At 59.9% G+C, this 19,905-nt stretch carries 16 protein-coding genes and 1 pseudogene; 7 read left to right on the forward strand and 10 right to left on the reverse strand.

Going from position 1 to position 19,905, the window contains the following annotated elements:
- Positions 1 to 124: 124 nt before the first annotated feature.
- Entirely contained in the window at positions 125 to 250 is a 126-nt protein-coding gene (locus tag AC19YS_RS30105) for a hypothetical protein (protein WP_500603405.1), read from the reverse strand.
- A 216-nt stretch (positions 251 to 466) separates the two neighbouring features.
- Here AC19YS_RS30105 and AC19YS_RS30110 point away from each other — a divergent pair, with 216 nt between their 5' ends.
- From AC19YS_RS30110 to AC19YS_RS30130, 5 genes and pseudogenes are all read left to right on the forward strand, one after another.
- The gene (locus tag AC19YS_RS30110) at positions 467 to 3,313 is read left to right on the forward strand and encodes a hybrid sensor histidine kinase/response regulator (protein WP_500603406.1); all 2,847 of its coding nucleotides are present in this window, start codon (positions 467 to 469) and stop codon (positions 3,311 to 3,313) included.
- A complete protein-coding gene (locus AC19YS_RS30115) occupies positions 3,310 to 3,957 on the forward strand; it encodes a response regulator (protein WP_200624506.1) in 648 nt (215 codons plus the stop codon). Before AC19YS_RS30110 ends, AC19YS_RS30115 begins: the two co-directional genes overlap by 4 nt.
- An 86-nt stretch (positions 3,958 to 4,043) precedes the next feature.
- Positions 4,044 to 4,436, forward strand: coding sequence for a hypothetical protein (locus tag AC19YS_RS30120; protein WP_200624507.1), 393 nt, complete (start codon positions 4,044 to 4,046; stop codon positions 4,434 to 4,436).
- Positions 4,437 to 4,540: 104 nt separating this feature from the next.
- A pseudogene (locus tag AC19YS_RS30125) lies at positions 4,541 to 4,819 on the forward strand (FimD/PapC C-terminal domain-containing protein); the annotation flags it as partial.
- 211 nt (positions 4,820 to 5,030) lie between these two features.
- Complete coding sequence (locus tag AC19YS_RS30130) at positions 5,031 to 5,867, forward strand: HAD family acid phosphatase (RefSeq protein ID WP_500603426.1); 837 nt, start codon at positions 5,031 to 5,033, stop codon at positions 5,865 to 5,867.
- A 15-nt stretch (positions 5,868 to 5,882) separates the two neighbouring features.
- On the opposite strand, the gene AC19YS_RS30135 is transcribed toward AC19YS_RS30130, so the two are convergent.
- Positions 5,883 to 6,371 (reverse strand): Hcp family type VI secretion system effector, encoded by a 489-nt coding sequence (locus tag AC19YS_RS30135; protein WP_106578945.1) that lies wholly within the window; start codon positions 6,369 to 6,371, stop codon positions 5,883 to 5,885.
- A gap of 185 nt (positions 6,372 to 6,556) precedes the next feature.
- Here AC19YS_RS30135 and ssp4 point away from each other — a divergent pair, with 185 nt between their 5' ends.
- Both ssp4 and AC19YS_RS30145 read left to right on the forward strand, forming a co-directional pair.
- Positions 6,557 to 7,471, forward strand: coding sequence for an Ssp4 family T6SS effector (ssp4, locus tag AC19YS_RS30140; RefSeq protein ID WP_448209099.1), 915 nt, complete (start codon positions 6,557 to 6,559; stop codon positions 7,469 to 7,471).
- Entirely contained in the window at positions 7,468 to 8,037 is a 570-nt protein-coding gene (locus AC19YS_RS30145; protein WP_500603407.1) for a hypothetical protein, read from the forward strand. Before ssp4 ends, AC19YS_RS30145 begins: the two co-directional genes overlap by 4 nt.
- Positions 8,038 to 8,041: 4 nt before the next feature.
- Here AC19YS_RS30145 and AC19YS_RS30150 read toward each other — a convergent pair whose 3' ends face one another.
- The 8 genes from AC19YS_RS30150 to gspD all read right to left on the reverse strand — a co-directional run bounded on the left by AC19YS_RS30150 (position 8,042) and on the right by gspD (position 19,900).
- Positions 8,042 to 9,400 carry an LLM class flavin-dependent oxidoreductase gene (locus tag AC19YS_RS30150; RefSeq protein ID WP_200624511.1) on the reverse strand — a complete coding sequence of 453 codons (1,359 nt, stop codon included), beginning with the start codon at positions 9,398 to 9,400 and terminating at the stop codon, positions 8,042 to 8,044.
- Positions 9,401 to 9,618: 218 nt separating this feature from the next.
- A complete protein-coding gene (locus AC19YS_RS30155) occupies positions 9,619 to 10,053 on the reverse strand; it encodes a RidA family protein (RefSeq protein ID WP_200624512.1) in 435 nt (144 codons plus the stop codon).
- An 11-nt stretch (positions 10,054 to 10,064) separates the two neighbouring features.
- Entirely contained in the window at positions 10,065 to 11,648 is a 1,584-nt protein-coding gene (locus AC19YS_RS30160) for a flavin monoamine oxidase family protein (RefSeq protein WP_500603408.1), read from the reverse strand.
- An 11-nt stretch (positions 11,649 to 11,659) separates the two neighbouring features.
- Positions 11,660 to 12,583, reverse strand: a complete 924-nt coding sequence (locus tag AC19YS_RS30165) for an ABC transporter substrate-binding protein (RefSeq protein ID WP_169367199.1) — start codon at positions 12,581 to 12,583, stop codon at positions 11,660 to 11,662.
- 17 nt (positions 12,584 to 12,600) lie between these two features.
- On the reverse strand, positions 12,601 to 13,374 hold the full coding sequence (locus AC19YS_RS30170; RefSeq protein ID WP_106578951.1) for an amino acid ABC transporter ATP-binding protein: 774 nt from the start codon (positions 13,372 to 13,374) through the stop codon (positions 12,601 to 12,603).
- Positions 13,367 to 14,338, reverse strand: coding sequence for an amino acid ABC transporter permease (locus tag AC19YS_RS30175; RefSeq protein WP_500603409.1), 972 nt, complete (start codon positions 14,336 to 14,338; stop codon positions 13,367 to 13,369). The genes AC19YS_RS30170 and AC19YS_RS30175 overlap by 8 nt, the downstream gene beginning before the upstream one ends.
- Positions 14,339 to 14,363: 25 nt before the next feature.
- Positions 14,364 to 16,757 (reverse strand): TonB-dependent receptor plug domain-containing protein, encoded by a 2,394-nt coding sequence (locus AC19YS_RS30180; protein ID WP_500603410.1) that lies wholly within the window; start codon positions 16,755 to 16,757, stop codon positions 14,364 to 14,366.
- A 1,019-nt stretch (positions 16,758 to 17,776) separates the two neighbouring features.
- The gene (gene gspD / locus AC19YS_RS30185) at positions 17,777 to 19,900 is read right to left on the reverse strand and encodes a type II secretion system secretin GspD (RefSeq protein ID WP_500603411.1); all 2,124 of its coding nucleotides are present in this window, start codon (positions 19,898 to 19,900) and stop codon (positions 17,777 to 17,779) included.
- Positions 19,901 to 19,905 lie beyond the last annotated feature (5 nt).

Consider the following 19,905-nt stretch of genomic DNA (forward strand, 5'->3'; position numbering starts at 1 on the left):
GAATGGCAACAGTGGCGGAGAAAATCCCCTCTGTCTTATTCCAAGACCCGGGGCGTCAGCGATGAAAAATGCAAGCCTCAAGTTCGGCGTCTTCGCCTTGAGTTCTCAACGAATCAACAAGCTATTACTGGTGCTCGCCGGCCTCACGGTGCTGCTGGTCAGTATGTGTTACTGGGCAGTTGAACGGGTGCTGGATGAAGAACGGATCAAGGTCGAATTCCATTTTTCGGGCTTGATCGAAAGTATTCATGAATACGACACGTTTTTACGCAGTGCCGCCAGCGCTTATGACCGCAGCAACCAGAACACCCTGACCGACATACGCCCGGTTTCGCGCGTCGAAATTTTGCAGAAAGGCCAGGAGCGTGTATTCCAGAGTCACGGGTTGGCCCTGTCCCAGGCTTTCACCCTCAGCGAGCGTAAGCACTATAGCCCGGAGCAGTTGCAGGGCAGCTATTCGCTGGCCGTGCAACTGACCGATTATTACAGCGCGTTCTGGGCCAGCTCCTTCTACTCGGCGCCACAAATATTCCTGTTTTCGCCGACTGACCAATTCAACATCGCAATTCCAGGCGTCGATGGCATGCGCAAGCAATCGTTATTGCTCAAGAGCAACTTCTTCGACGTGACATCTCGCTTATACCAAGGGCTGCTTGCCCGCCACGAGCAGCTCAATAACCGGCGCGTGAGCTGGATGCGTGCGCCACAGGGACTGTTGCAGGGTACTGAGACGATTGTGGCATTCATTGGCGTAGACGTGAATCCATCGATCATGCCTGAACGCCGCAGTGATGGTTTGCTGACGATTGCAGCGTTACTGGACGCTGGGCAAATCAACGATCTGGACAGGCTGCTGACACGGCCCATCGACCATCGCGTCACGCTGATCTCTCCGGCAGGGGATGTGCTGCTGGGTGATGCTCAGGGTTCAGCGTCACTGCCGGTTGGCATGAGCCTGGCCGCCGACGGCTTACGCTTCAAGGTCGTTTCGACCGGCAAAGACCAGTGGGTTGGCTTGTACACCATCAGCTATGAAAACTTCTTTCGCTTCGCCAAGTGGTCATTGCTGGGCACGGCTGGCGCGTTTCTACTTGCGGTGATTCTGGGCTGGCGGATCAACCGTTGGTATCGCGCTGGCATCGTGGAGCCTGCGTTAAGAGCGACACGATTGCTGACCGAAAGCGAAGAGTTCAACCGAGCCATGTTGCAAAGCGCCCCGATTGGCCTTTGCGTGGTGCAACGGAACAACAATAAGGTATTGCTGGAAAATCAGCGCGCGCAGGAATGGCAAGGCACCGCTGAGCTGATCGGCTTGCTCAACCGCGACTATCGAGACGAAGACCCTCGCGAAATGCAGATTGAAGTAGCCGGACGGCATTTGCTGGTTTCGTTCAGGTTCAGTCGCTATCAGGATGAGGATGTGGTGCTTTGCGGGTTCAATGACATCACCCGCCACGTTGATGACGCCCTGCTGATGGAGCAGGCCAAACGCTCCGCAGACGAGGCCAGTGCTGCCAAGACGCTGTTCCTGGCAACCATGAGCCATGAAATTCGCACGCCCCTGTATGGCGTATTGGGCAACTTGGAGCTGCTGGGGCTGACCCACCTTGATGCCCGCCAACAGGACTATCTACAGACCATCGAACGTTCGTCGGCGGTGTTGTTTCAGTTGATCAGCGATGTGCTGGATGTGTCGAAAATTGAATCGGGGCAGATGGCGCTCGAGAACGTGACCTTTTGCCCCCTGGATGTCTTCGAAGATGCGGTCAACAGCTATGCTGCTGCGGGCCTCAACAAGGGATTACAGATCTTCGCCTGTGCGGATGCAAACTTACCGGCGTTGATGAGCGGCGACCCTAGCCGCATTCGGCAAATCCTGAATAATTTGCTCAGTAATGCCATCAAGTTCACCGATTCCGGGCGAGTCATCGTGCGCCTCAATGTGACGGAACTGGAACTGACTCACGCAACGCTGCAATGGCAGGTTTCCGACACGGGAGCCGGCATCAGCGAAAAGCAAATGGGGCAATTATTCAAGCCGTTTTCGCAACTGGCCGGCAGCCAACAGGCCGGCGGCGCGGGCCTTGGCTTGTCGATCTGCTCACGATTGAGCGAACTGATGGACGCTCAACTGCGCGTGGTCAGTGAGCCGGGGCTTGGCAGCAGTTTCTCTCTTCATCTGCGTCTGCCTATCGTTCCTGGCTCCTTACCTGACTGCTCGGACATTGAGCTGCAAGGGTTGGCGGTATACGTGCGAGCACCGTTTAAGGAGCTTGAGCAATCGCTGATTGACTGGCTCAACCGCTGGGGAGCGCGTGCGGTAGCACTGCCACCGGGCTACCAGGGCGGTGAACATGAGTTGCTGCTGGACAGGGTGACCGGGGCGGGCCAGCAGATCGTTTGGAATGGCCGGCGTATTTACGCGACCGAACTCGGCGCACCTCAGAGCGACGCGACAGAGCACGCTTGGACGGTTAACGCCTACGATATTCGCGGCATCGTGCGGGCCCTGTCGCAGGCGCACCCGGGCAGCGTCAAACCGCTTGAATCAAACGAACGCGTTGTTGGCCAGAGGTTGAGGTTGAGGGTGTTAGTGGCAGAGGACAACCCGATCAATCGCGCCATTTTGCAGGAGCAGCTCGAAGCGCTAGGTGCATCGGTGGTCGCAGCTGAAGACGGTGAGGAAGCGCTACAACGCTGGTCGCCCGGCACCTTTGATCTGGTCATCACCGACATCAATATGCCTAGGCTTGACGGCTATGACCTGGCCCGCGCTTTGCGCGAGCGTGACAGGCACATACCGATCATTGGCGTCACTGCAAACGCCCTGCTTGAGGAGGGTGAGCAATGCCTGGCGGCGGGAATGGACGCATGGGTGGTTAAACCCTTGAGCCTGGACGCGCTGCGCAAAACGTTGCTGCGTTATTGCAGCGATCGCGTGGAAAAACAGCACTCTGGCGCTCACCTGCAGCAGGGCGATATGGACGGTTGGATCACGCTGTCCGCTACCATGCACCGGTTGTTCATCACCACCATGCTGGACGATATTCGCCTGACAAGGCAAGGCCTTGATGCCAATGACAAAGAACAAGTAGTGCGCTATTTGCACCGCATGAATGGATCCCTCGCATCGCTTCGTGCTTCGCGCTTGAGCGCTGCATGCAACGCTCTGGAAGGGGCTCTCTACAAAGGCTCACTGAGCCCGAGCCTGGTGGCTCAGGTGCGTGACCTGCTGCAGCGCCTCGAAGAAGTAATGGACGCCATAGCGCTCAACCCAAGCTCTCAAGGCCAACCATCAAACAGGTACATATGAAAAAAATAAAGGTAGTGATTGCTGACGACCACCCTATCGTGCTGCTTGGCGTGCGTGAGGTCATCCAGCGCGACCGCCGTTTTGAAGTGGTGGGCGAAGCGACCAGTTCCAGCCAATTGATCGACAGGCTACAGAGTGAAAAACCGGACGTGGTCATTACCGACTTTCACATGCCCGGCGATTCGACGTTTGGTGACGGCCTCAAATTGATCGAGTATCTCACCCGAAGGTTTGTCGACGCGCAGATCCTGGTGCTGACGATGATGTCCAACAACTTGATCGTGTCCCGTCTGCATGAACTGGGGGTGATGGGGGTTATTCAAAAAAACCATTTGCACGAAGAAATTGAACACGCACTGAACGCCCTCGCCTCGCGCCGTAATTACCAGAGCCCTGTGCAGGAAGCACTCTCGGTTACCCACAATCAGCAACAAGTCGACGAACGCTTTGCAAGTTTATCCCTGCGTGAAATGGAAGTACTGCGGCTCTTCGTGGCTGGCCACAGTGTTACGGATATTGCACGCATGGTTAATCGCAGCAGTAAGACAGTGAGTTCACAAAAGGTCTCAGCGATGCGCAAACTGGTGGTCAGTACCGACCAGGCACTGGTGACTTACTGTGTGAACGCAGGGAAGTTTCAATGACGCCTGGAAATTTAAGAACTGTCTGATGGGCCGCTGCCAGCGCACAGCCGATAATGCGCGGACCTCTGTGTACGGATCGTTAAAAAATGAGCGGCAAGTACGTAAAGCAGAAAACCATCATGGTGCTGTGCCGCCACGCCGGTGTTCTGCTTAATTACAGTGCCTTGTTAAATGAAGCAGGGTATTTCCACATCATCCTCTGTTCCAACATGAAAGAAGCGACGAGCAACGTTGCTAAATCCAGAAAAATCGACTGCTTCATAATGGACAATTTTCGAGTGTCCAATACTGATAAACACTGCATCCGACACTTGAATCGGTCCTGCTTGATAAAGCATTTTCTGTTACTGGGTGATTTTGGTTTTGACGATCAGCCGCGCGTATTTAGTTGGGCCAAGAAACATTGCATCCCCTTATTAGGGATGGCCAGGCAACCTGTGAAAGCATCCGATTTGGGGCGATATCTGGAAATCTTATAATGAGGCACCTCGGTGCTGAACCACAGTTGAACCTGTCGACTGCCTCGCCACTGGACATCAAGGCCCAGGGCCACAACTTCCAGAACTTCAACCTCGCCGGTTCCGTGGTGGCGCACTACAGTGGCACCACCGGGCGCCGGGTGTTGTTCGCGTTGTTTGATGCGCAGCACAAGCCTCTGTCGTTCGGCGCTTCGCTGGAAGACTCGGCCGGCAAGCAACTGGCGATTGCAGACCCGAATGGCAATGCGCTGGCGTTGGTGGAAGAGGATCAAGGCACGCTGGTCATCAAGTGGGGCGATCAGCAATGCAGCGCAAGCTATGCGTTGGCGCCGCAGAACAAGGCGCTGAACTATGAACGCCAGGCGTTGGTGTGTGGGCCTTGAAGGGGCAATCCACATCCTTGCTGTCTGATTCACGAAGATCCAAATGTGGGAGCGGGCTTGCGCGCGAACGCAGTGTGTCAGTCACCAGATACATCAACTGACACTCCGCCTTCGCGAGCAATCCTGCTCCCACATTTGGGTTGAGGTACAGCTTAAGGTCAGTGTTTAGGCTAAGGTGCTGCCGATGCGCCCTCCTCTTCGAGACTTGCCCATGCGTAACCTGATTTTCGCCGGCGTTTGCCTGCTGACCACCGCCCTCGCGGGCTGCCAGCAAACCCCACCGGCCAACGACCAACTCGACGCCGTGCTCTGGACCCAGACCTCCATCGAGCACGAGTTGATCTACCGCCAGCTGTTCGCCAACGCCACCCGCCAGCTCGACGTGGCCCTTGCCGACCCTACCTGGGACGCCCTGCCGTTCCCGCCGCGCAACCTGACTGGCCTGCCCCCGGCCGTGGTCGTCGATATCGACGAAACCCTGCTCGACAACGTGCCACTCAACGCCCGCGACATCATCAATGATCAGGTCTACTCCTACGACCGCTGGAACACCTGGGTCGACCAGGCCAAGGCCCAGGCATTGCCGGGTGCAGTGGCATTCCTGCAAGCGGCCGAGCAAAAAGGCATCAAGGTTTACTACCTCACCAACCGCGAACACAGCCAGGTCGCGGCCACGGTCGCCAACCTGCGCCTGCGTGGCTTCCCGGTGGACAGCGACGAGCAAGTGCTGGCCGCCAGCACGCCGACCGGCCATTGCGAAAGCGCCGGTTATGGCAAAAATTGCCGCCGCCAATGGGTCGCCAACCACGCCCGCGTTTTATTGATGGCGGGCGATTCGTTGGGGGACTTCGTGCAGGCCGAACACAACACCCTCGCGGACCAGCGCAAGGCCGTCGCACCGTATGTGAATTGGCTGGGGCAGCGCTGGTTTTTGCTGCCGAACCCGAGCTATGGCAACTGGTACAGCGCGCCGTATGGCGATGATGAGAAGTTGCCGTTTGAACGTAAACGCCAACTTAAGCAGCAGGCGTTGCAGTTGGAGGAATAAAGGGCTGGCTGGGCCTCAGGCTTTCACGTTCTGCCGGATGTTCCAGCCAAACTTCACCGGCCCACCGTCCTTGCCGCCATCGGCTTTCTGCGGTTGGTAACTGACGTCGACGGTGGCGAAATTCAAGGCGAAACTGTCGTGCAGCACATCGGCGCCGTTTTCAGCACTCGTGCTGTAGGACACCACCATGACCTCCTTCAGGGTGATCACCAGATACGCCACCGGGCTCGCGCCTCCCGCCTTGCGCACCACCAGTTTCGCCTCCGGATAATGCTTGCCGCTGGCGCAGGCCATCATCAGGTTAGGGCTGGATTTATCCAGCGGCTTTGTCAGGTTCAAGTTGGCAATAGTGACCTTGCCCGCACCGCCGCCCGTACCGCTGTGCATCGAACCTGACTGCGACATTCCCCACGCCCAGTGGGTGATATCGATCTCGTCGCGATGGGCTTGATCCCTTGACTCACCCTTGATGTCGCCCAGCTTCAAAAACATATCGACGGCCATGTTTGCTCCCTGCCTTGGTGTGCGTTGGTAGTGACGTGGGCGCACTTTTCCTTAGCCACCACGCTGCACGCAAGACGCCAAAGCGGGATAGAGACGCACCCCACTTGAATTGGCGAACCTTCCGACATTCATAGGTGCCTGCTGGTCTTTACGCTCTCGACTCCCACAAAAACCAGGCGTTCAGGATGACTGCGTCCCTGTTGAAAGACGGTTTCCCCTCGGCTCACCGCACCACGCGTCAGCGGATTGAAAGCAGTATTGATTTGCGTCGGCTGTTTTTTGCCATTGATACCGACCCGGGGCTGATTGGCGCGGGCGTGGTGTACATCGATGAGGCGTTCAACGTGGTGATACTGCGTGAGTTTCAGGCGGTATGCAGCGTGGTGCCGAAGAAGCTGGTGTTGCGCGAGGCGCCTCGCTATGTCGGGCCTGCGGAGTTCAAGCGGATGTTGGAGCATGAACCTCGGGAGTCGAGGTTGGTGGCGCAGGCGCTGAATACGGCAGTCACTTGTACGGGTGCGTTGTTGAGCTGGATGGTAGTTTCGAGTGGAATTGCGTTAATACCGTTTTCAGCGGGAGCGAGTACAGCTATTACGTTTATTGGCCAGGCTGCCTTGGCAGCCAGTCTCGCCCAATGTTTTATCGGCGTTGGTAGAACCGGCGCTGAGTTGATTGCTCCGCAAATTCTTGATCGTCTCGACAACGAGGTTTGGTATGAGGCCGCTACCTCTGTGCTGGATGGCGTCGCTTTACTTGGAATTGGAATATCAGCCCTGACGACAGTCAAAGCCATTAATGTGAGTACCAGGGTAACGGGTAAACCCCTCAGACAAATACTCAAAGGGCTTACGCGACAAGAGCGGGTAAAACTCAACGATGAATTGCTCAGAATCAACGACCCGCGATTGACGACGAAACTACTCAAGTTGAAACAAGCTGCTGGCACCGCTTCTAAGCGCATCAGTGCGACACACATGCAACGTGCCACAGCCACTCACATAAGGGATGCATGCGCGGGAATACTGGGGATAACCAGCAGCGCAATGTCAGGGAACGTCAAGACCCTCGCTATTGGTATCTACGAGGAAGTCAGACCGTGAAAAAGCAGCGAGCTCAAAAAGCCCTGGAAAAAATGGGTTACAGCAATCAACCCGCTCTTGACTGGAAAAACATGAGCGCAGAAAACTTCCATTATTCAGTTTTCTACTTAGAAGACCCTCGTTTACTGCGCAAACGCTACACACCCGTCATTGCTGGATGGATGCTTGCCGGCGGATTCTCAATTGCACTGACCGGTTTGCTGGTATTGGTCACCTATCTTTCCGGTGCACCGGACGATACAACGTTGCGAAATTGGTTTTTTTCCTGGCTGGCAATCACTGTAGTCTTTGGTATCGCCAAAGCTCGAGTGTTGTACGGTCACATTCATTGGATCTGGATTCATGTCGGCGTATACAGCATCTGTTTTATGGTCTCACTGGCCTCAATCATCTACGCCCCCAATATTTACCTCTACTCCACAGCCCTCCTCTGCCCCTTGATCGGCCTACTGATCCTCAACAGCCACCGCTGCCGCGAACTCCGTCACAAGATGGTAGAACTCCGCCATAAACGCGAAGCCATCATCGCGACCCTGAAACAACAGGGTCGCTGGAAATGGTGGTAATCCCCTATCCGACTGCCTGCAACACCTCAGGCGCAGGCCCGGCGCGCGCCGCGGTGTGCCGATTTACCGGCACCGGCAAGCCCAAGTGCCCGCGCAAGGTGCTGTGGCTGTACTCAGTGCGAAACAACCCGCGATCACGCAACAACGGCAACACTTGATCGGTGAAGCGCGCAAAGTCGTCCGGCGCGCCCACGTGGATATTAAAACCGTCCACCGCCTCTTCGACAAACCAGCGTTCGATCTCGTCCGCCACGGTTTTGGGTGAACCGACAAAACTGGAGAACGGCTTGGCGAAGCGCAGCGCCGCCTGGCGCAAGGTCAGCCCTTGATCGCGGGCGACTTGCTTGATGTTCTCGGCATGCCCGCGATAGCCATTGCTGCCCAGGTCACCCAGGTCAGGGAACGGCTCATCCAGTGCGTACTGCGTGAAGTCGTGGTAGTTGAACGGCCGACCCAGTTGCACCAGCGCCTTGTACAAGTCCAGCTCGCCGTTGCGCTCACGGTCGATGGCCTGGGCCTGTTCGTCGGTGTCGGCAATGATCGGCGAGATACCGGGCAGGATGGTCACGTAGTCGGGGTTGCGCCCGGCGGCGGCAGTGCGTTGTTTGATGTCGCGGTAGTAGGCCTGGGCGTCTTCAAAATTGCCCACGCCGGCGAAAACCCCATCGGCGTAGTTCGCCGCCAGGCTGCGCCCGGACTCGGAGATCCCGGCCTGGAAGATCACCGGTTGGCCTTGGGCCGAACGAGCAATATTCAGCGGCCCGGTGACTGAGAAAAACTCACCGTGGTGGTCCAGGCGATGCTGACGTTGGGGGTCGAGGAACACCTTGCTGGTTTTGTCGCGCACGAAGGCGTCGTCCTCGTAGGAATCCCACAGCCCTTGCACCACTTCCAAGTGCTCAGCCGCACGGCGATAGCGCTCGGTGTGGTCGATATGCTGCTCGCGGCCAAAGTTACCGGCAGCGCCTTCCAGGCCGGTGGTCACCACGTTCCAGCCGGCGCGGCCGCCACTGATCAAGTCCAGGGAGGCGAACTGCCGCGCCACGTTGAAAGGTTCGGTGTAGGACGTGGTCAGTGTGGCGACCAAGCCGATTTTCGAGGTGGCGCCGGCCACCGCCGAAAGCAGGGTCAGCGGCTCCAGGCGGTTGAGAAAGTGCGGCGCCGAATCCGCGGTGATGTAGGGGCTGTCGACGATGAACACCAGATCGAACTTCGCCGCTTCGGCCTGCTGCGCCTGGGCGCGATACCAGTCGATGTCGACACTGGCATCGCCGGGGATTTGCGGGTGCAGCCATTCGTTTTGCGCCGTGCCGACGCCCGTGAGAATGGCGCCGAACTTGAGTTGCCGGGGGGATGTGGACATTTTGATGCTCCTCCGTGGATAAATATGAATCACTGTGGCGAGCGCGCTTGTTGTGGCGAGCAGGCTTGTTGTGGCGAGCGGGCTTGCCCCGCGTTGGGCTGCGAAGCGGCCCCAACACCTCACGCCCCAGTTCTTTCTGGATGAACTCGGTGCCTGTAGTGGGCCGCCACGCACGCGCGCAACCCCGCTCGCCACGACACCCGCGCAGACCTCAAAAATCAGGTCGTACGGGCGGCAATGGCTTCAACTTCCACCAGCGCTCCCGGCAAGGGCAACGCCACCACTTGCAACGCGGTGCGCGCCGGCTTGTTCGGCTGTTCGGTCGTGCCAAAGAACTGCGTATAACCACGCTGCAACCCGGCAAAGTCGAGCTTGCCACCGGTTTCTTCAGCACCGACCAGAAAAACCCGCAACTGCACGATATCGCCCAGGTCCAGGTCTTGTTGCTGAAGGATCTTGCGCAGTTTGTTGAACACCGACACCGTCTGCACTTCGGTGCTGCCGTACGCGGCTGGCGTGCCCGCCGGAGCCTGGGCGTCGGCAAGATCCGGCAAGGTGCCGCTGACGAAAATCAGGCTGGCAGACGCCGGCACAGTCACGGTTTGCGAGATCGGAAAATCACCGACGCTGGTACGTTGAATGCTGTCGCTCATGAGGATGCTCCTTAAGAAGCGGCCAATGCCGCACGCTGTGTTTGTTGCGTCACGCGGTCCGCCAGTTGCGCAACCACATGGCGCGCCGAGTTGGCCGCCGATTCCTGCCAGATACCCACGCCGCTTTGCACCAGACCGTCCCCGGCGAAATACACGCGACCATGGGCCTGTTCGAGCAAGGCGCTGGCGTCGGCGGGGAAGTGTTCGCGTTGCAGCCACGGGCCTTCGCTGTAGGGGATCTGTTCCCAGGACACGGCCAGCGGGTTGCGCAGGTGTTTTGAGTAACCCGGATGCAACAGCTCCACGGCCTCCCTGGAGGTCGCGTACTGCTGATCGAACGGCTGCGCGCCAAACACGTCGGCGCCCTCCCCGGTCACGTAACCGGCCACCAGCAACCCTTCGCGGGTGTTGAGGTCGTTGCTCGGGTACCAGAGCAGGCGCGCCGGGTGTTCGATCCAGGACAGGCCGCCGTAGGTGCGGTAGTCGGTTTCCCAGAAGCGCGGCGATTGCCACGCCACTTTGGTGGCCTGGTCACTGCGGGTGCTGAGCAACGCGGCCTTGATCGGGTCGCCGAAATCAGTATCGAGTTTGGCCAGCAGCGGCAGCGGCAACGTCGAGACCAGATAGTCGGCGCGCACCACCTGTTCGCGGCCACTGTGCTGGTCGTGATAAGTCACTGCCACGCCGTGTTCCAGCTGGCGGATCTGCCTGACCTGCGCGCCCAATTGCACGTGTTCGCTGACGCGCTGGTAAAAGGCATCGGTGATGCGGCCCATGCCGCCCACCGGTTGGAACATGGTCGCCGAAAACTCAGGGAACTCCGTGTGCAATAACGCGCCCCACAGCTCGGGATGCAGCAGCCGATCCAGTGCCAGCGGGCTTCGCGTGGCGGGCAATGCGCCGGGGTGCGCAGGCGATTCCAGGTGACCGGCGCGCAGGCTGCCTTCATAGGCCAGCGCTTGCGACAGGTCGCCGTACACCTGCAAAAACGCCAGCAAGCGGGTGCGCTCTTCGCTGCTCAACACATCATCAAGCGCATCGCGCTGCACGGCCTTGGCCAGCAAGCCGGACAAGTGCCCGCGCGTATCGTTGATCGCCTGGCCAACGGTGAATGCCGGCTGTTGCAGGTCCGGGCGCACCTGGGCGCCATGGCTGCTGTTGACCAGCACTTCGAGCGGTACGCCCAGCTCGCTGCAGTAATCCAGAATCGTGCGGTGCTGGCTGGGAATCCTGGCCGGGCCGGCGTTGAAATACAGGCCCTGATCGAATGCCACGGTTTGCGTGCGGCCGTCCTTGTAGTCCACGCGGTCGCCATGGCGCAGGGTCCAGGTGCGCCCGCCGACGCGATCGCGCGCCTCCAGTACTTGCACACTGAACCCGGCGCGGGTCAGTTCCAACGCAGTGACCAGCCCGGCAATGCCAGCGCCCAGCACCAGCACGCGGGTGCCCTGCCCCAGGCCGGGCTTGAGTTTCAGCGGCTGTGGGCGCCGGTGCGACGACGGCCCCAGGCCCAATGCCGCGAGTGCATCCTTGACGGCCGGCTCGCCACCGACTGCGGCGATACTCGACAGCGCTTCACGTCGTGTCAGTCCCATGATCGATGCTCCTAGTCCGGCAGGCCCGGTGGGTTGATCAGCGACGTGTCGACGCGCTCGATGTCCAGGCCCCAACGTTGCAGCACCTGTTCGTATTGGCCACCGGCAATCGCGCCTTCAAGTGCCGTGTGAATCGGCTGGACCAGGCCGTTGTCCTTGCGCGTGGTCACGGCGATATCCGCTTTCAGCGGCCAGCCACCATTGACCGTGCCGACACGCTTGATGCCGCCGGTGATGGCCGCCGAATAGGCGTACACCGAGTTGGGCCCGAACAGCGCATCGCTGCGCCCCGATTGCACCGCCAGCTGCGCGGCGGCCTGGTCGTCGAAGTACTGCAACAGCGCAGGCTTGATGCCAGCCTTCTCATTCGCCTCGTTCCACGCCAGCAGGACTTTTTCCTGGTTGGTGCCGGAGCCGACGATGATCTTCAGGCCGGCGATATCCGAGGCTTGTTTGATCTCGGTGATCTTGCTGGTGCTCTTGACGTAAAACCCCAGCACATCCTGGCGATACGTGGCGAAGTCAAAACGCTTCTTGCGTGCTTCGGTCACGGTGACGTTGCTGATCACCGCGTCGTATTTGCCCGAGCTGACACCCAGCGGCCAATCTTCCCAGCTGGTCTGAACCACGTTGAGTTGCAGGCCAAGACTGTCGGCGACCAGCTGTGCGGTGTCGGCCTCGCTGCCGATGGTGGTCTTGTCGTCATTGGCCAGCAGCGCCAGCGGTGGCCCGGCCACGCCGGACACGGCCACGGTGAACTTGCCCGGCTGGGCAAACTTGAAGCCCGGCGGAATCTGCGCAATGGCCGCTTCGTTGCGCGGCACATGAATGCGCACGCGGTCAGGGCTGAGGTCGACCTGTTGCACGGCGAAAGCGGTTTGCGCGGTGCTGACGGCTAGCGCCAGCAAGGCCACGCGAGCGGTATGGATGAACATGGCAGTCACTCCTTGAACTAAAGCACCTTGCCGAGAAAGGCCACGGTGCGGGGATGTCGGGGTTGGCGGAAAATCTGTTCGGGCGGGCCCTCTTCGATCAATTGGCCGTCGCACAGAAACACCACGTGGTCGGCCACCTCGCGGGCGAAACCGATCTCGTGGGTGACGATCACCAGGGTCACGCCCAGTTGGGTCAGGCCCTTGATCACATCGAGCACCTCGCCCACCAGTTCCGGGTCGAGGGCTGAAGTGGGTTCGTCAAACAGCAGCACCTTGGGGTCCAGCGCCAGGGCACGGGCGATGGCCACGCGCTGTTGCTGGCCGCCGGAGAGCTGGCGTGGGTAGGCATCGACCTTGTCTGCCAGGCCGACCTTGGCCAGCAGTTCGGACGCCTTGGCCTGCGCCTCGGCCCTGCTCCAGCGCTTGTGCGCCAGCGGCGCTTCGGCGATGTTTTCCCAGGCGGTGAGGTGCGGGAACAGGTTGAAGTTCTGGAACACGAAGCCCACGTCGATGCGGCGTTTAAGAATCTCGCGCTCTTTCAATTCGTAGAGCAGGTCACCCTTGCGGCGGTAACCGACGTATTCACCATCGATGGTGATGTGCCCGCTGTCGATCTTCTCCAGGTGGTTGATGGTGCGCAGCAAGGTGGATTTGCCCGAGCCGGACGGCCCGAGAATCACCGTGACCTTGCCCGGGTCGATGGTCAGGTCGATGTCTTTGAGCACCTGCTGGTTGCCAAAGCGCTTGCCCACGCCCTGGATCTGGATGCGCCCCGCGCGTGCGTCACTCATGGGTTTTCTCCTTGAGCCAGCGGCGGATGCGTTGCAGCGGTGTCGGCGGCAACACGCGTGCGGTGCCACGCGCGAAGTGGCGCTCGACGTAGTACTGGGCGCTGGTCAGCACGGTGGTGATGATCAGGTACCACACGGTGGCCACGATCAGCAGCGGGATCACCGCCTGGGTGCGGTTGTAGATGACCTGCACGGTGTAGAACAGCTCCGGCAAGGCCAGCACGTAGACGATGGAGGTGCCCTTGACGAGGCCGATGACTTCGTTGAAACCCGAGGGCAGAATCGAGCGCAAGGCCTGGGGCAGAATGATGCGCAAGATACGGCGCGAGGCCGGCAAGCCCAAGGCCGCCGCCGCTTCATGCTGACCGGCATCCACACCGATCAGGCCGCCGCGAATGATCTCTGCCGCGTAGGCCGCTTGCATCAGGCTCAGGCCCAACACCGCCACGGTGAATTGACTGAGCACATCCACCGTCGACCATTCGGCGAACACCACGCCGGTGAACGGCACGCCGAGCACGATGTGGTCATACAGGTAGGCAAAGTTGTAGAGGATGATCAGCACCAGCAGCGCCGGCATCGAGCGGAAGAACCAGATATAGCCCCAGGCCAACGCCGCCAGCAGCGGCGAGCCCGACAGCCGCGCCAGGGCCAAGGCAGTGCCGAGGATGATGCTGAACACGGTGCTGAGCAATGTCAGCAACAGCGTCTGGCCCAGGCCACGCAGCACCGACGGCGAGAAGAACCACTGGCCGAATACGCCCCACTCCCAACGCGGGTTGGTGGCCAGCGAATGCACGATGGCGAGCAGCACCAGCGCGGCGAAAATCGACCCGGCCCAACGCCACGGGTGTCGGGCCGGCACTACGTGCAAGGCTTTGATCGGCGTTGCGACACGCGCCTGGCGAACCGGGTAGTCGGTGACCTCATCGATCAGGGCATAGGTTTTGGCGACAATGGGCATGGTCTATTCCTCGCGAGTTGCGGCCTTAGAAGGCGTAAGTCAGCCGGGTGTAGTAGTACCCGCCGGTAAAACCGTAGGGCGAATACGTGCCGTAGCTGGCGAGCATGGTGCTGCTCGGCACGCCTTGTTTTTTGGGGTATTGGTCGAACAGGTTCTTGGCGCCGACGGCGACGTTCAGGTCTTTGGTGAGGTTGTAGCCAAGGTCGAGGTCGGTGATCCACTTGGCGCTGTAGACCCGGTCGAGGCTGCGGTCGGCGGAGACGTTGACCTCTTTGTACGAGCCGTAACGGGTCAAGGCCAGGTTGAGGTTGAAGCGGTCGATGCTCCAGTCGCCGCCCAGGATCAGCTTGGTCTTGGGCTGCACGTCGGTGATCAGGCCACGGGCCTGGCGGTCCATCAGGTCATAGGAGGTGCCAAGGATGTCGGTGGACGCCTTGTAGTTGAGGATCTTGGTCTGGTTCCAGTTGAACGCCGCCGTCCACTTCAGCGAGCCGTACGGGCCGATGTCCTGGTTGTAGTTGCTGACCAGGTCCACGCCTTTGGTGCGGGTGTCGGCGCCGTTGATGAAGTACTGGCCGCCGGAGGTGGAGTTGATGCCGTTGTTCTGCAAGACCTGGGTGACTTCCGGGCCGAGCAAGGTGCCGGTCAGGGTGATGCGGTCACGCAGGTTGATCACGTAGGCGTCGGCGGTGAAGTTCAAGCGGTCGGTGGGCGTGAGGGTGAAACCGAGGCTGAAGTTGGTCGAGCGCTCGGGTTTCAAGCCTTCGGCGCCCAAGGCCTTGGCCGCCGCCGACCCCACGGGCAACACGCCGTAGTTGATCGATTGATACACGCCGTCGACCACGCCATAGGTCGTGGAGCGCGCGCTGAACAGGCTGTTGGCCAGGGACGGCGCGCGAAAACCATTGCTGACCGTAGCGCGCACGGCGAACTGCGGGGTGAAATCGTAGCGCGTGGTCAGCTTGCCGCTGCGGGTCGCGCCGACGCCTTCGTTGTAATGCTCATAGCGAAACGCGGTGCCCACGTACCAGTCCGGCAGGGGGTTGAACCCAACATCCACATAGCTGGCGAGGCTGTTGCGTGAGGCACTGCTTTCTTCAGCCGGTGAAATGCCGTTGGTGACCTGCGCCCCGGAAGACGCGCAATTGCCCGGCGCCACGCAGTAACCGCCATTGGCATAGGAGGCGTAGTCACCGGCCTGCACCTCATAGGTGTCGCGCCGATGCTCAAAGCCATAAGACAGGTCCAGCGGCTTTTGCAGGCCAATGTCGAAGCCGCGCTTGAAGTCGAGGTTGGTGGTCAGCTCGGTGGAAATCCAGGTGCCGGAGGTGAAGCTGTTGGGCGTGTACTCGCCCAGCGACGGGTTCTGGTTGTGGGTGGTGCCCTGCTCCGCTTCGTTGCGCCCGTAGGTGGTGGACAAATCCCAGTCCCACGCGCCGACCGTGCCCTTGGCGCCGAACGCGACCTGGAAATCATCCTCGTCGATGTACCAGGTCGGCGTGTAGCCGGCCGGGTAACCATTGGGCCCGGTGGTGATGGTGTTGGTGATGGTCGGCAAGCGGAAGTTCTGGCCTTGCTCGGCCTTGCGTCGCGAGTAAGTGGTGAAGGAATACAGGCTCAAACTGTCATCAATCGGCAGCTCGGCGTTGTAGCCCAGGGTCAGCAGGTTGGTCTTGGGCGTGCCGTAGCCGCCATAAGTGGACGTGCCCGCCAGGCCATAGGCTTGCTCGTAGGTGTAACCGTTGGCGCTGGCCTTGTTGTCGTCATTCTGGCTGCGTGCATCCAGGGCCAACTGCACGATGCCGCCGTCGCCGATTTCGAAACCCTTGTTGAGGCTTTGCTGCACGGTCTGTTTTTTGCCGTCGTAGCCCTGGCCGATGTTGGTCACAGCGGTGCCGCTGGTGTCGGCCTTGAGGATCACGTTGATCACCCCGGCGATGGCGTCCGAGCCGTATTGGGCGGCAGCGCCGTCGCGCAGCACTTCAACGTGGTCGATGGCGCTGATCGGGATCAGGTCGAGGTCGGCCGGTGCGGCGCCGGTGTTGATGCCGTTGATGTTCAAGGTGGCGCTGGTGTGACGGCGTTTGCCGTTGACCAGCACCAGCACTTCGGCGGCACTCAGGCCGCGCAGGTTCGGAGCGCGGGCAATGCCGCTGGCGTCCCAACCGGTTTTTTCCGGCAGGGTCAGCGACGGGATCACCGCGCTCAGGGCTTCCATCAAACCGGGCTTGCCGGTGCTTTGCAGTTGCTTGGCGCTGACGACATCGATTGGCACCGGGCTGCTAGTGACGGTGCGCTGCTCGGCGCCACGGTTGCCGGTGACCACCACGGTGGACAGAGTGCTGTCGTCCTGGGCCTGGGCCGTGTGTGTCAGTAAGGCCAGCGCCAGTGCGGCGGTGGGGTGTAAAACGTGCTTCATGGCCACTCCAGACTTTCCAGATCGCGAAGTCGGGCGCTCGCGCGGTCGTGCGCGGTGCTCGGATTTTTCGAGGGTGTTTCGGCGATTGGAAACTAGGTGTGGGGCGAGCGAGGGGTTTGAATAGGCAACATACGTTGAACTCCGTTCCAACGATTCTGCCGCAGGGTCTTTACCCGGTTATGGCGCGCAGAATCTGAATCACGCTGGGTACCATCCGAGGTCAGGGGTAGGCTGTTGCGATCAAACATAACGGAATGGATTTCAAAAATATAATGCTATTTGGGTATAAGCTAATATTCTATACTTTCATTATTTATTAATAATTTTATTCGTATTGGTAATGTCTTCTTGAGATCAGGCGCGGGTTGCCAGCGTGGTTTAACGGAGCGCCCAAGATCAAAATCTACAGCACGGCAACCTGACAGCCGACCTGACCCTGGAGGCTGCACTCGACCAAATGTGGGAGCTGGCTGGCCTGCGATGCAGACAACCCGGTGTATCAGCCATGCCCGGTTGATGCCATCGCAGGCAAGCCAGCTCCCACACTTGGATCTCTGTGCACCAGACAAAGATGGGTTGCTATGCTTTTGCTTCTACCACTCAGGTCGGCTACCAAGCCGCCGTGCTCTGCTTTTGATCTTGATCTTGATCTTGATCTGCTTTGGACTTTGATCTCAGGCGCCCCGTTAAACCACGCTGGCCTCACGCAGGTTTTGGAGCGTGGGTAAACCGGCAGGACGCCGGTTTAGCCGTGTTGGGCCATGGATGGCCCATCGCGGCGGCCCACGGTCCAAAGCCTGCGTGAGGGCACACCGAGCCCAGGCGAGGTGCCGAGTGGTGGGGCGAGGACCTTTTGGTTACTTTTGGGTCCCTCCAAAAGTGACCCGCTGTAAGAGCGGAACCAATAGCAGCCGTTACCACAGCAACGGATATGCACCCAATCGACCTAAAAAAGCGCAAGCCCAAAGACCGCCATCGCAGGCGACCCTGCTCCCACATTCTCTACCGCCCCCCTCAATTCATCTCGCCGGCCGCAGCAACTGCATCTGCTGGCGATAATCATCCGTCACCTGCCGCGCCTGGCTGCTGCTGGTAATCACCCGAGGCGTAATCAACACAATCAACTCCGTGCGATCCTTGGACTTGCTGGTGTTACCAAACAACCACCGCAACCCAGGAATCTTGCCCAAATACGGCACAGCACTGACACTCTGCGCGTTGTCCTGCTTGATCAACCCGCCCAGCAACACCGTCTGCCCACTTTGCACCGCCACCTGCGTCGACACCGACCGCGTCGATATCCGTGGATTCACCGGCGTATCACTGGTACCACTCTGAGTCTGGGCATCACTGACCTGCTGCTGAATATCCATGTACACCAACCCGCCCGGATTAATACGCGGCACCACATCCAGAATCACCCCGGTCTGCACGTATTCGACGCTGCTCAAAGTGGAATCGGCGTTGCCGGTATTCACCGTGGTCTGACTGATAGGAATGTTATCCCCCACCTGAATCTGCGCCGGCTGGTTATTCATCACCACCAACGACGGCGCCGACAGCACCTGAGTGCGCCCATTGGTCTCCAATGCATGCAACGCCACCTGCAAATTGGCCCTGACAAACGAGTAAAACAACGAATCCGACGCTCCCAGGCCTGCGCCGCCGCCCCCTAGCGCCCCCTGGCTACCCGAGGCATTTGCCACCGTCTTACTCCCCGAGGTCCCCGCCAGGCGTCCCAGATACCACTGCACCCCAAGGTCCAGCTCCCCGGTCAACTTGACCTCAAGAATGCGCGTCTCGATCTGCACCTGAAGCGGCGGATTATCAAGGCGTTTGATCGCCGCTTCGATCTCCTTCCACTGCGCCGGACGCGTGCGCACCAGCAGCTGATTACTGCTCTTCTGCGCCGTAATCCGAGTACCGGCTTCAAGACTTTTATCCGGCGCAGGCGCAGCAACGTCCGGTGCTTGCTCAGGCTCGTCAGCGGGCGGCGGCGCATCTTGCAACCCGCCGGCATTGCTGTTGAGCGACGACAACGTAGCCGTGCGCAAGCCCGGCGCAACCTTCGCCGGCGCGTCGTCCTTGATCGCGTCATTGCCATAGATCTGGCGCAGGTACTTGGCCAGGTCAGAAGCCTTCATATTGCGCACATCGTAGACATACATCTGCGGCTCGTTACCGCCGCCCTCATCGATGGTGCGGATCCAGTCACCCACCTCGCTGAGGTACTGCGGCTGTGAAGAAATCGCCACCACCGAATTGGTGCGCTCAATCGGCAAAAACCGCAGCATGCCCGCCAACGGCATGCCACTGTCCGGGCCGAACATGGCTTGCAGCTCGGGCATCAACTCGGCGACTGACGCGCGTTGCAGGCCGAACACGCCCACCGACATGCCCTTGAGCCAGTCCACATCAAAGGTGTCGATGGTCTCCTGATAGTTGGCCAGCTCCTCCGGGGTGCCGGCCAGGCTGAGGATATTGCGCGCCGGGTCCACCAGCAAAAACGCGTTCTCGCGCGCAAACGGCTTGAGCAGCTTCTGCATCTCGGTGGCGGAGATATACCGCAGTGGGAACAACCGCGCAGAGAGGCCGCTGGACGGCGCCGCCACGTGCATTTGCGGCACCAGCTTGCCGGCCACGGCCTGGTCGGCGGGCAGGATCACATAGCGCTGGCCCTGGCGGATCATCGCGTTGTCGGTCCAGGACAGCAGGGTTTCCAGAATCGACAACGCCTGCTGCTTGTCCACCGGTTTGGAGGTGGAGAAGCTGACATTGCCCTTCACGCCCTGGGCGATGCTGTAGTTTTCGTGCAGCAGGTCGCCCATCACGCTGTTGATCACTGCCTCGATGGGCTGGTCGGCGAAATTGAACACGATGTCGCCGCCCTGCTCCTTCGCGCTCGGCGTTGCGCTGGGCGGGCGCACGAATTGCTGGTTGCCACGGATCACCTGGCGCTGTGGCGCTGACCTGGTTGCAAGCGGCGGGCTTTGCGGTGCAGGCGCCTCAGTCGGCGGTCGTTGCGAACCGGTGCCCTGCATGGCTTCGTGCAGCAGCTCGTCGTCCGGGTCGGGGCGGTCGGGGAAGGCGCCACAGCCGCCCAGTGCGAGGGCGGTGGCCAGGCAAAATGTTGAAGTGCGCATGTCGA

The organism is Pseudomonas sp. MF08831 (assembly GCF_059862645.1).

Coding starts and splice junctions, on each gene's coding strand:
- AC19YS_RS30135 (WP_106578945.1), bottom strand. CDS start 6,371: ATGGCCGTCGATATGTTTTTGAAGCTGGGCGACATCAAGGGTGAGTCA.
- AC19YS_RS30130 (WP_500603426.1), top strand. CDS start 5,031: ATGCGTAACCTGATTTTCGCCGGCGTTTGCCTGCTGACCACCGCCCTC.
- AC19YS_RS30150 (WP_200624511.1), bottom strand. CDS start 9,400: ATGTCCACATCCCCCCGGCAACTCAAGTTCGGCGCCATTCTCACGGGC.
- AC19YS_RS30105 (WP_500603405.1), bottom strand. CDS start 250: ATGAATACTTTCGATCAAGCCCGAAAAATGGAATTCGACCTTGATCCG.
- AC19YS_RS30160 (WP_500603408.1), bottom strand. CDS start 11,648: ATGGGACTGACACGACGTGAAGCGCTGTCGAGTATCGCCGCAGTCGGT.
- AC19YS_RS30180 (WP_500603410.1), bottom strand. CDS start 16,757: ATGAAGCACGTTTTACACCCCACCGCCGCACTGGCGCTGGCCTTACTG.
- AC19YS_RS30155 (WP_200624512.1), bottom strand. CDS start 10,053: ATGAGCGACAGCATTCAACGTACCAGCGTCGGTGATTTTCCGATCTCG.
- AC19YS_RS30165 (WP_169367199.1), bottom strand. CDS start 12,583: ATGTTCATCCATACCGCTCGCGTGGCCTTGCTGGCGCTAGCCGTCAGC.
- AC19YS_RS30170 (WP_106578951.1), bottom strand. CDS start 13,374: ATGAGTGACGCACGCGCGGGGCGCATCCAGATCCAGGGCGTGGGCAAG.
- gspD (WP_500603411.1), bottom strand. CDS start 19,900: ATGCGCACTTCAACATTTTGCCTGGCCACCGCCCTCGCACTGGGCGGC.
- AC19YS_RS30115 (WP_200624506.1), top strand. CDS start 3,310: ATGAAAAAAATAAAGGTAGTGATTGCTGACGACCACCCTATCGTGCTG.
- AC19YS_RS30175 (WP_500603409.1), bottom strand. CDS start 14,338: ATGCCCATTGTCGCCAAAACCTATGCCCTGATCGATGAGGTCACCGAC.
- AC19YS_RS30120 (WP_200624507.1), top strand. CDS start 4,044: ATGAGCGGCAAGTACGTAAAGCAGAAAACCATCATGGTGCTGTGCCGC.
- ssp4 (WP_448209099.1), top strand. CDS start 6,557: ATGACTGCGTCCCTGTTGAAAGACGGTTTCCCCTCGGCTCACCGCACC.